The organism is Amycolatopsis sp. cg5, from assembly GCF_041346955.1.
GTDB lineage: Bacteria > Actinomycetota > Actinomycetes > Mycobacteriales > Pseudonocardiaceae > Amycolatopsis.
In genome coordinates this window covers 8,747,370-8,760,190 of record NZ_CP166849.1, presented here as the reverse complement: position 1 = coordinate 8,760,190, position 12,821 = coordinate 8,747,370, and the positions used below count along the sequence as shown (strand labels likewise).

11 protein-coding genes are annotated in these 12,821 nt (G+C 68.9%); 10 read left to right on the top strand and 1 reads right to left on the bottom strand.

Going from position 1 to position 12,821, the window contains the following annotated elements; all coding sequences use genetic code 11:
- The first annotated feature begins 170 nt into the window (after window positions 1-170).
- From AB5J62_RS39750 to AB5J62_RS39730, 5 genes are all read left to right on the top strand, one after another.
- Window positions 171-2,465: a sodium-translocating pyrophosphatase gene (locus AB5J62_RS39750; protein WP_370945185.1), complete on the top strand. Its 2,295-nt coding sequence runs from the start codon at window positions 171-173 to the stop codon at window positions 2,463-2,465.
- Between the two features lie 114 nt (window positions 2,466-2,579).
- A complete protein-coding gene (locus AB5J62_RS39745) occupies window positions 2,580-3,185 on the top strand; it encodes a hypothetical protein (RefSeq protein ID WP_370945184.1) in 606 nt (201 codons plus the stop codon).
- Window positions 3,186-3,289: 104 nt separating this feature from the next.
- On the top strand, window positions 3,290-3,934 hold the full coding sequence (locus tag AB5J62_RS39740) for a hypothetical protein (RefSeq protein WP_370945183.1): 645 nt from the start codon (window positions 3,290-3,292) through the stop codon (window positions 3,932-3,934).
- A 235-nt stretch (window positions 3,935-4,169) separates the two neighbouring features.
- Window positions 4,170-4,643, top strand: coding sequence for a hypothetical protein (locus AB5J62_RS39735; protein ID WP_370945182.1), 474 nt, complete (start codon window positions 4,170-4,172; stop codon window positions 4,641-4,643).
- 40 nt (window positions 4,644-4,683) lie between these two features.
- Entirely contained in the window at window positions 4,684-5,268 is a 585-nt protein-coding gene (locus AB5J62_RS39730) for a hypothetical protein (RefSeq protein ID WP_370945181.1), read from the top strand.
- Window positions 5,269-5,271: 3 nt separating this feature from the next.
- On the opposite strand, the gene AB5J62_RS39725 is transcribed toward AB5J62_RS39730, so the two are convergent.
- Window positions 5,272-6,090 (bottom strand): serine protease, encoded by an 819-nt coding sequence (locus AB5J62_RS39725; protein ID WP_370945180.1) that lies wholly within the window; start codon window positions 6,088-6,090, stop codon window positions 5,272-5,274.
- A gap of 275 nt (window positions 6,091-6,365) precedes the next feature.
- Here AB5J62_RS39725 and topA point away from each other — a divergent pair, with 275 nt between their 5' ends.
- From topA to AB5J62_RS39700, 5 genes are all read left to right on the top strand, one after another.
- Complete coding sequence (topA, locus tag AB5J62_RS39720; RefSeq protein WP_370945179.1) at window positions 6,366-9,185, top strand: type I DNA topoisomerase; 2,820 nt, start codon at window positions 6,366-6,368, stop codon at window positions 9,183-9,185.
- An 87-nt stretch (window positions 9,186-9,272) separates the two neighbouring features.
- Window positions 9,273-10,049 (top strand): ESX secretion-associated protein EspG, encoded by a 777-nt coding sequence (locus AB5J62_RS39715; RefSeq protein ID WP_370945178.1) that lies wholly within the window; start codon window positions 9,273-9,275, stop codon window positions 10,047-10,049.
- Window positions 10,042-10,839 (top strand): ESX secretion-associated protein EspG, encoded by a 798-nt coding sequence (locus tag AB5J62_RS39710; protein WP_370945177.1) that lies wholly within the window; start codon window positions 10,042-10,044, stop codon window positions 10,837-10,839. Before AB5J62_RS39715 ends, AB5J62_RS39710 begins: the two co-directional genes overlap by 8 nt.
- A 144-nt stretch (window positions 10,840-10,983) precedes the next feature.
- Entirely contained in the window at window positions 10,984-12,195 is a 1,212-nt protein-coding gene (locus AB5J62_RS39705; protein ID WP_370945176.1) for a hypothetical protein, read from the top strand.
- A gap of 13 nt (window positions 12,196-12,208) precedes the next feature.
- Window positions 12,209-12,784 (top strand): hypothetical protein, encoded by a 576-nt coding sequence (locus AB5J62_RS39700; protein ID WP_370945175.1) that lies wholly within the window; start codon window positions 12,209-12,211, stop codon window positions 12,782-12,784.
- The last annotated feature ends 37 nt before the right edge of the window (window positions 12,785-12,821 follow it).

The following is a 12,821-nucleotide window of genomic DNA, read 5'->3' as shown; positions in this document are numbered from 1 at the left end:
CTCACAAGATCACTCAACGTATCAGTATCGGGACGCCTTGCCGACGTCCCACGCAGTACCAATACACTCCGGCAAACCACACCACTTGTGGTGTAGATCCCATGCCAATGACGGCACGCCGGTTCGCCGGCCTTCCGGCATTGGAAAAGGCGACGTCTCATGGAGGACGAATGTCCCGGCAGTTCCTCGCGGAGGGCCTAGAGCTCTCCGGAGGTGATTACACCATCGTCGGTGTGATCGCCGTGGTCGCCCTTGCCGCACTCGTCATCGGCTATGTGCTGCTCAAGGAGGTTCTGGCCGCGGGCCAGGGCACCTCCAAGATGCAGGACATCGCCAAGGCGGTGCAGGAAGGCGCGGCCGCCTACCTCAAGCGACAGCGCAACACACTCGCCATCTTCGGCATCGGCGTGTTCTTCTTGCTGTTCGCGTTGCCGGCGGAAGGCTGGGGTGAGCGCATCGGCCGCTCCCTGTTCTTCCTCGTCGGCGCAGGATTCTCGTTCGCGATCGGCTACCTCGGCATGTGGCTGGCCACCCAGGCCAACCTGCGGGTGGCCGCGGCGTCACGCGAGGCGGGCGGTCGCGAAGTCGCCATGCGGGTCGCGTTCCGCACCGGTGGCGTGGTCGGCATGATCACCGTCGGCCTCGGCCTGTTCGGTGCCGCTGTCGTCGTCATGGTCTACGCGGGCCAGGCGCCGAAGGTGCTGGAAGGCTTCGGTTTCGGCGCCGCGCTGATCGCGATGTTCATGCGTGTCGGCGGCGGTATCTTCACCAAGGCCGCCGACGTCGGCGCCGACCTGGTCGGCAAGGTCGAGCAGGGCATCCCCGAGGACGACCCGCGCAACGCGGCCACCATCGCCGACAACGTCGGTGACAACGTGGGTGACTGCGCCGGTATGGCGGCCGACCTCTTCGAGTCGTACGCGGTCATGCTGGTCGCGGCGCTGATCCTGGGCAGCACGGCGTTCGGCGTGCACGGCCTGCTGTTCCCGCTCATCGTCCCGGCGATCGGCGTGATCACCGCGGTCATCGGTGTCTACATCACCAAGGCCAAGGAAGGCGAAGGCGGCCTGGTCACGATCAACCGCGCGTTCTACATCTCCGCGGCCATCTCCGCGGTGCTGTCGACGATCGCGGCGTTCGTGTACCTGCCGAACTCCTTCGCGGGCTTCGAGGGTGTCAGCACCACCGGTCAGTCCGGCAACCCGGCGGTCATCGCGACCGTCGCGGTGATCATCGGCATCGTGCTGGCGGCGATCATCCTGAAGCTCACCGGCTACTACACCGGCACCGAGCACAAGCCGGTCCAGGACGTCGGCAAGACCTCGGAAACCGGTGCGGCCACGGTCATCCTGTCCGGTATCTCGGTCGGTTTCGAGTCCGCCGTCTACACCGCGCTGGTCATCGCGGGCGCCGTGTTCGGCGCCTACCTGCTCGGCGGCGGCGTCGCGCTGTTCGCCGTCGCGCTCGCCGGCACCGGCCTGCTGACCACCGTCGGCGTCATCGTCGCGATGGACACCTTCGGCCCGGTCTCGGACAACGCGCAGGGCATCGCCGAGATGTCCGGTGACGTGGACGAGAAGGCCGCGCAGATCCTCACCGAGCTGGACGCGGTCGGCAACACCACCAAGGCGATCACCAAGGGCATCGCGATCGCGACGGCCGTGCTGGCCGCGACCGCGCTGTTCGGCTCCTACCAGGACGCGATCACCAAGGCGCTGGCCAAGGTCCCGGACGCGGCCAAGACGGCGACGAACGCGATGGACGCGTTCATCAACACCGTCGTCAGCCCGAACACCCTCGTCGGCGTCATCGTCGGCGCGGCGGTCGTGTTCCTGTTCTCGGGTCTCGCGGTCAACGCGGTCTCGCGTGCCGCCGGCGCGGTGGTGTACGAAGTGCGCCGCCAGTTCCGCGACATCCCGGGCATCATGGAGGGCACCACGCGCCCCGAGTACGGCCGCGTGGTCGACATCGTCACCCGTGACTCGCTGCGTGAGCTGACCACCCCCGGTCTGCTCGCCGTGTTCGCCCCGATCGCGGTCGGCTTCGGCCTCGGCACCGGCGCGCTCGCCGGTTACCTGGCAGGCGCCATCGCCACCGGCACCCTGATGGCGATCTTCCTCGCCAACTCCGGTGGCGCGTGGGACAACGCGAAGAAGCTGGTCGAGGACGGCCACCACGGCGGCAAGGGTTCGGACGCGCACGAGGCCACCATCATCGGTGACACCGTGGGTGACCCGTTCAAGGACACCGCCGGCCCGGCCATCAACCCGCTGATCAAGGTCATGAACCTGGTCTCCGTGCTGATCGCCCCCGCGGTCGTGCAGTTCTCCATCGGCGACGACGCGTCGACGCCGCTGCGCATCGTCATCTCGCTGGTCGCGGTCGCGATCATCGTGGCGGCGATCGTGGTGTCGAAGAAGCGCGGCACCGTGCTGTCGGACACTCCGGCCGAGGTCGCGAGCTAGCCACGGCTGTAACCCACCTGGGCCCGTCACGCGTTTTCGCGTGGCGGGCCCTGTGTGTTCTGTGATCGAGTACCGTCCGAATCGCTTGAAAGTCCCTTTACTAAGGAGTTCACCATGAGGCGCAGCCTCAGTCTTGCCGGCGCAGGGGTCGCCCTGGCGCTGGCGCTCACCGCCTGCGGTTCCGCGGACAAGCCGTCGACGGCCGCCCCGTCGCCTTCGTCCCCGGCACCCGCCCCGGCCGGCTCCTCGTCCGCCGCCGCTCCGGCGGGCAACGCGGGCGCCTGGGTCAACGACTTCTGCGGCTCGCTGACGGAGTTCGCGAACCTCGACGCCTCGAAGATCTCTCCTCCCGCCCAGACCGCCACGGTCGCGGAGAAGAAGAAGGCCATCTCCCAGCTGTTCGAGACCCTCGGTGGCGCGATCAGCCCCGCCGTCGAGAAGCTCACCAAGCTGCCCGCAGCCCCGGTCGCGGCCGGTGACGCGGCGAAGAAGACCTTCCTCGACACCCTCAAGCCGGTCGACGACCAGATCAAGGCCGCCAAGCAGAAGCTCGACGCGGCTCCCGACAACGACGCGCAGGCCGTGCAGGCGGCGGCGCTGGCCTTCCAGTCGATCGGCACCTCGCTGAGCACCTTCGACCCCGAGAAGCAGATCAAGGGCGCTCCGGAGCTCGAAGCCGCGGGCAAGGACCAGCCGAACTGCAAGGCGCTGGACAAGTAGCAACCACTCGTCCCCGGCCCGTCACAACTTTGTGACGGGCCCGGGACGGCTGTGATCGAGTAGCGTGCCTTGCGGTTGGCTTTCCCGTCCCCAAGGAGTGCTCAATGAGGCGCAGCCTCTCTCTCGTGGCCGCTGGCCTCACCCTCTCGCTCGCGCTCACCGCCTGTGGCGGCGACGAGAAGAAGGACGCCGCGCCCGCGCCGTCCGGCCAGTCCAGCTCGGCGCCGTCCGATTCCGGCTCGTCCGCGACCTCGGCTCCGGTGCCCACGCCCGTGCCGCCCTCCGGCGCGACCGACCCGGCAGGCTGGGTCAACGACTACTGCGGCGCGCTGTCCGGCTTGAAGGCCATCGAAAACGCAGGCCAGGACTCCGGCAACATGGACCCGTCCGACCCGGACGCCGGCCGCAAGAGCATCTCCGCCCTGTACGGCAAGATCTACGACGCGCTCAACGGCGCGGTCGGCTCGCTGGGCAAGCTCGCGAAGGCGCCGGACGCCGCCGGTGACGCGGCGAAGCAGAAGCTCATCGACGCCTACAAGCCCGCGGCCGAGAAGGTCAAGGCGGCCAAGACCAAGCTCGACGCCGCGGCGCCCGGTGACCAGCAGGCGCTGACCGACGCGATGGCCGGGCTGCAGACCGCGGCCGAGATCACCGACTCGATCGTCGATCCGCTCAAGGACCTCCAGGCCTCACCGGCACTCGCCGCCGCGATCGAAAAAGCCCCGAACTGCAAGAACATCTCCGGCTGAGGCGCGCACCGCCCGGCGACTTGCAAACCGCCGGGTGACCGGTACCGTCGGTAACGGTTTTGATACTGCGTTTGCAGGAGGTGCAAGGGTTTTGCGGCCGCGGAGTACCGTTTTCGCCGCCATTTCAACAGGACTTTGCCTTTTACTCGGCTTGTCCCTTGCCGCGTGCGGGCAGCAGCCGAGATCCCAGGCGAGCGTCAGGCCCGGCTCGGCGGGCGGGTCCGGCGGTGATCGGGTGGTGCTCTGGACGGAGGGGTACTGCAAGGCCGCGTTCGGCCTGGTGCGGACGCTGTCGACCATGCCGGTCGTCGACCCGAGCTCCCCGGCGCGTGCCGCCGTCACCACCCGTGAGCTGCTCACTTCCGTGATCGGCGGGCTGGACGGTTCGCTCGCGACGCTGGCCGGGATGGAGCCTTCCCCGGTGCCGGGCGGCGCCGAGGTGCGTGACCGGGCCACGAAGTCGTTCACCGACATCAGGACCCGTGCGGCCGAGGCGAGGCAACGACTCGAGACGGCCAAGGAGCCGTCGGCGATCAAGAAGGCGCTCGCCGGCGCCGGCGAGCCGCTGGACGACATCTCGCGGCTCGATCTGATGCGTGGCCTGCACTCGGTGCCGGACCTGGCGCTGGCGAGCAGGCAGGCGCCGACCTGCCAGCAGCTTTCACCGCCGAGTGAGACGGGCTCGCCGCTGTCCAGGCAGGGCAACTGAGCCTAGGCAGTAATCGAACTGGTGTTCTACCCTGTGGGGTGTGGATCAGATCTCGTTCTTCTCGGCGGAGGCCAGGGGACCGAGGCTCGCCGATCTCGCCGGGCTGCTCTGCGGTCAGGGACGGCTGGCGAGCTTCGGGCGGACGGCCGCGCGGCTGACCGTGCGCGTCGAGCAGCCGTGGCGGGCGAGCCTGATCGCGCACGAATGCCGAAGGCGCGGCGTGGACGCCGAGGTCGGCGCGTCGGACGAGGGTGAGCCGCTGGTCAGGACGCCGTTCCGGGTCGATCTGCTGCCGATGGCCGGGCAGTGGGGCGCCGAGAAGTCCGTTCCGGCCGGGTTCCGGCTGGACGGGGCGATGCTGCGGCTGTGGGCGCTCGCCTGCGGCCGGTCCGCCGAGCGGTCGTACCTGCTCGCGGTGGACCTCGACGCGCCGGAGACCCATGAGCCGCTGGTCGCCGCGCTGGCCGCGCTCGGCGTGCCCGCCCAGCTGGTCGGCCCGCGTGGTGGTGGCCCGGCCATCAAGGTGACGGGGCGTCGCCGTCTCGACTGTTTCGCCGAGCTGATCGGCAGGCCACCGGCCGCGGCACTGCCCGCCTGGCCGGAGACGGCCAGACGGGCAGGGTGATCGCTACGGCTTAGGAAGCGCGCAAGCGGGGTTCCTCAGGTCGAGCTCACTGGCCTTGAGGCAGCCGTAGAAGCGGTAGGTCTGCTGCCCGTAGTTCGTGCCCTTGCGCACGGTCACCGTGCCGTCTTGGGCGACCTCACACGGGTTGTTGACGGTGCAGCGCGCGCCGTCCTCGTTGCCGGTGTTGTTGACGCCCGCGACCTTGCCGCTCGCCGAGTCGATGATCGGGGAGCCGGAGGTGCCGCCGATGGTCTTGCACTCGGGGGTGTAGCGGATCGAGTCCTTCCAGGTCCAGGACCCTTCCTTGATCTGGTAGACGAACCCGTCGATGTTGCACGAGTAGATCCGCTTCCAGTACCCGGAGACGATGTCGATGTGGTTGCCCGCGGTCGGGTGCGTCGAGGCCAGCTCCAGCGGCGAGATGCGGGTGCGTGCCTTGATCTGGGCGTAGGATTCGTTGAGCTGGTAGAGCGACACGTCGGTGTCGGTCATCGTCGCGTAGACGATCTTCTTAGCCCGCAGCGTGCCCGCGGACCCCGCGTTCGCGTTCAGCAGGGTGAACGAGCGGGTGGACGCCTTGTTCGTGATGACCTGGCCAGCCGAGGGGAAGCCGGATTCGAGGCAGTGACCGTTCGAGAGCACCAGTCCGGGGTCGGTGTCGGCCGCGCCCGCCAGCTTGACCAGCGAGCCGGAGCAGTTCGACAGCGCGACGGTCCCGGCGAAATTCGCTGCTTGGACGGCTGCGGTGGCCGGTGCGGCGGTGCCGACCAGCGCGGTCGTGGTCAGTGCTGCGAAGAGGATGCCGATCAGGCGTCGCGTCATCGTGGGTTCCTTCCGGTCGCGTGTGGTAGTCAGTCAAGCGGCGACCTGTGACGCCCACCACCGTCGAACGGAGGGTATGCGAGTCGCTACTGATACCCCCGGCGGGCACGTGTGCGACATCACGTGCTAGCTCTGGAAAGGAAACATTGCCGAGGTCAACGGCGATGCGCTTGGCATGAGCCGGTCGGCGTGTTGCCCTACCTGGGCGTTGACCGGCCGGTCAGGCGGTGCACACTGACTGGTCGAACAGCGGAATGAGCGGAGAGCGGGACAGCGTGGCTGGAGCACGGACGAAGAAGAGCGACACCGGGAACGGCGCCGGGCGTCGCCGGCTGGTGATCGTCGAGTCGCCCACCAAGGCCCGCAAGATCGCGCCGTACCTCGGCGGGAACTACGTCGTCGAGTCCTCGGTCGGCCACATCCGCGACCTCCCGCGCGGCGCCGCCGACGTGCCCGCCCAGTACAAGGGTGAGGCGTGGGCGCGGCTCGGCGTGGACGTCGACCACGACTTCAAGCCGCTCTACATCGTGACCCCGGACAAGAAGTCCAAGGTCAGCGAGTTGAAGGCGCTGCTGAAGGACGTCGACGAGCTCTACCTCGCCACCGACCCCGACCGCGAGGGCGAGGCCATCGCGTGGCACCTGCTGGAGACCTTGAAGCCCAAGGTCCCGGTGCGCCGGATGGTCTTCCACGAGGTCACCGAGCAGGCCATCCAGGCCGCCGCCGCGGACACCCGCGAGCTCGACGGCGACCTCGTCGACGCGCAGGAGACCCGCCGCATCCTCGACCGGCTTTACGGCTACGAGGTCTCGCCGGTCCTGTGGAAGAAGGTCATGCCGAAGCTCTCGGCGGGCCGCGTGCAGTCGGTCGCGACCCGCATCGTGGTCGAGCGTGAGCGTGAGCGCATGCGCTTCACTTCGGCTTCGTACTGGGACATCTCCGCGACGATGGACGCGGGCGAGGACGCGACTCCGCGTAACTTCCCGGCCAGGCTGATCGCCGTCGATGGCGCTCGGCTCGCCACGGGTCGCGACTTCGGCCCGGACGGTCAGCTCAAGTCCGCGTCGAGCGAGGTCCGCGTGCTGGCCGAGGCCGACGCGATCCGGCTGGCGCAGGGTCTCAACGGGCGTGACTTCAAGGTCGCGAGCGTCGAGGAGAAGCCGTACACCCGCAAGCCGTACGCGCCGTTCATGACTTCGACGCTGCAGCAGGAAGCGGGCCGCAAGATGCGGTTCTCCTCCGAGCGCACCATGCGGATCGCGCAGCGGCTGTACGAGAACGGTTACATCACTTATATGCGTACCGACTCCACGACGCTGTCGGAGTCGGCGCTGACGGCCGCGCGCAGCCAGGCGACGCAGCTGTACGGCAAGGAGTACGTCGCGGCCAGCCCGCGCCAGTACACGCGCAAGGTCAAGAACGCGCAGGAAGCCCACGAGGCGATCCGCCCGTCCGGTGAGGTCTTCCGCACGCCTGGTCAGGTCGCCGGCGAACTCGACACCGACGAGTTCCGCTTGTACGAGATGATCTGGCAGCGCACGATCGCCTCGCAGATGGCCGACGCCAAGGGCACCACGATGTCCGTGCGGATCGCCGGGCTGGCGACCAGCGGCGAGGAGTGCACGTTCTCCGCGTCCGGCCGCACGATCACCTTCGCCGGGTTCCTCAAGGCTTACGTCGAGGCCGTCGACAGTGAGACCGGTGGCGAGGCCGACGACAAGCAGCGCCGACTGCCGCAGCTGGTCAAGGACCAGGGCCTGACCGCCTCGGAGCTGAACCCGGACGGGCACACCACGTCCCCGCCGGCGCGCTACAGCGAGCCGAGCCTGGTCAGCAAGCTCGAAGAGCTGGGCATCGGCCGCCCGTCGACGTACGCGTCGATCATCAAGACCATCCAGGACCGCGGCTACGTGTGGATGAAGGGCTCCGCGCTGGTCCCGTCCTGGGTCGCGTTCGCCGTGATCGGGCTGATGGAGCGGCACTTCGAGCGCCTCGTCGACTACGACTTCACCGCGGGCATGGAAGACGAGCTCGACCGCATCGCGGCGGGCGACGAGCAGCGCACGCTGTGGCTGTCGAAGTTCTACTTCGGTGGCGAGATGGGCGTCGACGGCTCGATTGGCCGTCTCGGAGGGCTTAAGAAGCTCGTCGAGGGCAGTGTCGAGGACATCGACGCCCGCGAGATCAACTCGATCCCGCTGTTCAGCGACTCCGACGGGCACACGATCGTCGTGCGCGTCGGCCGCTACGGGCCGTACCTCGAGCGTGAGGTCGACGGGAACTCGCAGCGCGCGAACCTGCCGGAGGGCACGCCGCCCGACGAGCTGTCGCTGGAGCTGGCGGAGAAGCTGTTCGCCACCCCGCAGGAAGGCCGCGTGCTGGGCACCGACCCGGTCAGCGGGCACGAGATCGTCGCCAAGGACGGTCGCTTCGGGCCGTACGTGACCGAGGTGCTGCCCGAGCCGGAGGAGCTGCCGGAGGGCGCGACCGCCGCGCAGAAGAAGGCGCACAAGGCGAAGCAGCCGAAGCCGCGTACCGGCTCGCTGTTCAAGTCGATGGCGATCGAGAGCGTCACGATCGACGACGCGCTCAAGCTGCTTTCGCTGCCGCGCGTGGTCGGCAAGGACCCGGAGTCCGGCGACGAGATCACCGCGCAGAACGGGCGCTACGGGCCGTACCTGAAGAAGGGCACGGACTCGCGCTCGCTGGAGACCGAGGACCAGCTCTTCGACATCACGCTCGAAGCGGCGCTGGCGATCTACGCGCAGCCGAAGCAGCGTGGCCGGTCGGCGACGGCGAAGCCGCCGCTGAAGGAGCTGGGCGAGGACCCGGTGTCGGGCAAGCCGATGGTGGTCAAGGACGGGCGCTTCGGCCCGTACGTCACCGACGGGGAGTTCAACGCGACCCTGCGCAAGGCCGACAGCATCGAGGAGCTGACGCCGGAGCGTGCCTCCGAGCTGCTCGCCGAGAAGCGCGCCAAGGGCCCGGCCCCGAAGCGCAAGGCGCCCGCCCGCAAGCCTGCCGCGGCCAAGACCACGGCGGCCAAGAAGCCCGCCGCGGCGAAGAAGCCCGCAGCTTCGAAGACGGCCAAGTAGTCCCGTTCGAACCCACCCGAAACCCACTCGGGTGGGTTCGAACGTCAGTGCGAAAAATTGTCGGTGCCAGGGTGTTTAATGGTTCCCGTGAGCAACTCGACACTGGCTGTCTTTGACGTCATCGACGAAGTGGTCGCCCCGATCCGGGCGGAGGTTCCCCAGCGACCGTCGGTCATGGAGTTCTTCGATCCGCAGTTCCAGGTGCCCGCCTGCCTCGAGGAGCAGGCGCGTCCGCGCGACCGCGATCTCGTCGCCGAGGTCGAGGAGTACCTCCGGTTCGTGACCGGCATGTCCGTGCTCGGGCTCGCGCCCGGCGGCGAGGTCACGCCCGAGGCGATCGGGCTGTACCGGGCGCTGCGCGGCGGGTTCATCCGCGGCGTGGTCACCGGGGTGTTCGCCGAGCGGCGCGAGCCGTGGGAGGTGCGGTTCTTCGGCGACGAGGACTTCACGACCGTGCTCAGCAAGGCCGGTGACCAGGCGAGGCTGCGCGCCGGTTTCCTGAGCACGCTGCCGGGCTGGGTGTTCGACGGCCTGCCGGACCGCGAGCCGGGTCCGGGCGAGATCGTGGTGATCCAGGCCGACGAGCACGGCCTCATCGAGCCGGACCAGCACGAGGCGCTGTCCGCGATGCGCGCGGCGGTCGCGCGGCCGAGGCTCGGCACGGTGCTGGTCGACCTCACGGTCCGCAACGCCGTCTGCGCGGAGTATCCGCACGGCGCGTTCGGCCTGGTCGACAACGACCTCGGCCGGTACCTGTTCAGCGCGTCGCTCGACGGCGACCGCCGCTGGACCATCTGGTGGTGCCCGGCCACCCGCTCGCACGCCGAGCGCTGGATCGCGGAGTCGGTGAGGCGTCATGCGTGAGCTGATCGCGGGCACGGTCACCGGCCTGATGGAACTGGCGGCCGCACCGGTGCTGGCCGCCGTTCCCGAGCGGCATTCGATCTTCGACCAGTACCAGCCGGAGCTGACCGACGACGAGATCCGCTACGGCGTCTACTCCGAGGACCCGGCCGACCTCATCGCCGACGCCGAGCGCCACATCCAGCGCGCGGTCTTCCTGGAGGAGCTGGGCGCCGGCGAGCACGGCGAGCTCAACGACGGCGGCTTCCAGTTCTTCTCGGTGCTGCTGCGCGGTTCGGTCCGCGCGGTGCTCACCGGCGTGTACGAGGATCTGCCCGGCGTGCTCGACCTGCGCGCGTACGCCGACGACGAGGGCGGCCTGCTCGTGCAGGTCCGCCATCCCGACCGCCGCTGGGACTTCAAGGGCGGCGCCGACGTCCGCCTGCCGGAGGCGATCGTCGCCCGCCTGCCGAAGGCGCCGCCCGGCCGCTCGGGACTGGTCCGCGTGCCGGTCAACCCAGACGGCACCATCGACGTCGCGCACGCCGGCAAGGTCGACGAGGTGATGGACCTGCTCGAACGTCCCCGCAGCGGCACCACGGTGATCGACCTGGTCGCCTTCGGCGGCCTCTGCGCCGAGTTCCCCGACCACGGCTTCGTGCTCGTCGACACCGACATCGGCCGCTACGCGCTGGCCGAGTGGGGCGGCGGCGACCGCTCGCGCGAGCTCCTCCTGATCGGCATGACCGACGAGATGTGCGAGACCTTCTTCCGGGTCAGCGTGGAAGGAGGCCGATCCCGTCTCCCGTGACCTCCCGCCCCCGACCCTCTGGGTACGTGTCCCGACCGCTCAGGCACGCGTTCCGACTCTCTGGGTACGCGAGCGAGGCTGGGTGGGTGATCTCGGTGGGACGGCGGTCGCGGGGGAGCGTGGGCGTGGGCCAGGATGGGCGCGGTGAGGGGACGCGGACGGCCATCGGATCATGAGCGCAGCGCCGCCGAGGCGTGGTTCCGGCGGCGGGGCCTGCCGTTCGTGGTCGAGCGGTCGCGGCGCAAGCGGGCCGTGCTCCGCCGGTCCGCGCCCGCGCAGGTGTACCTGCTCCTGCTCTTGCCGTTGCTCGACTACCTGCTGAGCAGGCTCGACGTCTCCGACGACGGCAGCACCGGATATGCCGTCGGCGTGCTCGCGCTGCTGTTCGCGATGGTCACCGTGCCTGCGGTCGCGGGCTGGCTCGTGGCGCGCTGGCTGGACACCAAGCCGGAGCGGACGCAGCGGATCGCGGCGGTCGTGATCGTCGCGCTCTGGGTGTTCGGCGTGCCGATCCTGGAGGTCAGCACCGGGCTGGAGCACGGGTTCTGGGCGTTCGTCGGCCAGAACGCGGCGATCGCGATCGGGCTGAACCTGCTGGTCAGGATCGGGATCGGCTCGGTGCTGGTGTGGGCGGCCCGCAACGCGCTCGACCAGGTCAAGACGATCGGTTCGCTGGCGTCGCGGGCGTTGCCGCTGATGCTGCTGGTGGTGCTGTTCAGCTTCTTCACCGCCGAGCTGTGGCAGGCGGTGGAACGGCTGAGCCGGTTCCAGCTGTGGATGGCGCTGCTGTTCCTCGGCGCGGTGGGTGCCGCGTTCCTCGCCGGGATGCTCGTCGACGAGATGCGCGAGCTGCGGAGTGGACACCGTCCGCTACGAGATCGATCGGCGCTGCTCCGGGGTACTCCATTCGAAAATGACAAACTCACCGAGCGTAGTCAAGAATTGAGAATTTCGGAGCGGCTGAACATCCTGCTCGTCCTTTTTTTCACCGAAGCCGTCCAGATAGTGGCATTCGCGGTGCTGGTCTTCTTGTTTTTCATCGTCTTCGGCGCATTGATCCTGCAGCCGGAGGTGATCACCCTTTACGCGGGCCGAGAGTCGGGACCGGGCTCGTTGTTCGGCGTGAAGCTGCCGGTCAAGTCGGCATTGGTGCAGGTCTCGCTGTTCCTCGGCGGGTTCTCCGGGCTCTACTTCGCGGCGTCGACGGCGACCGACGCCCGCTATCGTCAAGCGTTTTTCGAACCGTTACTTGACGAAGTCGCGAAAAGTCTCGCCGCTCGTGACGCGTATCTGGTCCGTTGGGTGGATGTGGAATCGACGCCGCCCACTACCCTGGAAGGGCACGACATTCCGTAGTGAGGTGGACACGATGACAGGTCGAACTCCAGACGGAGACGGCACTTTCGCGCCCCCGGCGCAGGACACGTTCGCCGACCCGCTGTCCGGGCTGGCCGGAGCCGCGCCCGAAGCCGCAGGCGAGGACTACCCCCGCCTGCGCGTCGCCTCCCCGGTGCAGCCGGACGTCGACGCCGTCCGGCAAATGGTCAACGCCGCGCTGCTCGCCGAGCAGGGGAACGGCAATGGCAACGGCGCGACGCCGTCGTCGGCGCTGCCGCAGCCGTTCACGCCGGGCGAGGTGCCCGTCGAGCAGCCGCTGGGCATGCTCCCGCAGCAGCGCACCTGGCCGGTGCGCACGCCGCAGATCCTCCGGCAGGCGAAATGGCCGAAGGGCCGCGCGGTCGCCGCCGAGGTGTCGTCGGACGAAGACGAAGAGGTGCCCAGGAAGCGGCCGCCCGCCCGCAAGCTGCCGACGCTCAAAATCGGCAAGCCGTCGTCCAATTCGGCGGGTGTGATCGTGGCCGTGGTGCTCATGATCGTCTTCGCGATCGTGGCGATTCAGCTGCTTGTGAGCCTTTTCGGGAGCATCGCCGGCATCTTCTCTTAACGGGCACCGGAAGGGCCCATCCCGCGCACGCCCGGCA

Bases quoted from the DNA above. Each gene is read 5' to 3' on its own strand.
- AB5J62_RS39740 (WP_370945183.1), top strand. From the start codon at position 3,290: ATGAGGCGCAGCCTCTCTCTCGTGGCCGCTGGCCTCACCCTCTCGCTC.
- AB5J62_RS39700 (WP_370945175.1), top strand. From the start codon at position 12,209: ATGACAGGTCGAACTCCAGACGGAGACGGCACTTTCGCGCCCCCGGCG.
- AB5J62_RS39725 (WP_370945180.1), bottom strand. From the start codon at position 6,090: ATGACGCGACGCCTGATCGGCATCCTCTTCGCAGCACTGACCACGACC.
- AB5J62_RS39750 (WP_370945185.1), top strand. From the start codon at position 171: ATGTCCCGGCAGTTCCTCGCGGAGGGCCTAGAGCTCTCCGGAGGTGAT.
- AB5J62_RS39710 (WP_370945177.1), top strand. From the start codon at position 10,042: ATGCGTGAGCTGATCGCGGGCACGGTCACCGGCCTGATGGAACTGGCG.
- AB5J62_RS39745 (WP_370945184.1), top strand. From the start codon at position 2,580: ATGAGGCGCAGCCTCAGTCTTGCCGGCGCAGGGGTCGCCCTGGCGCTG.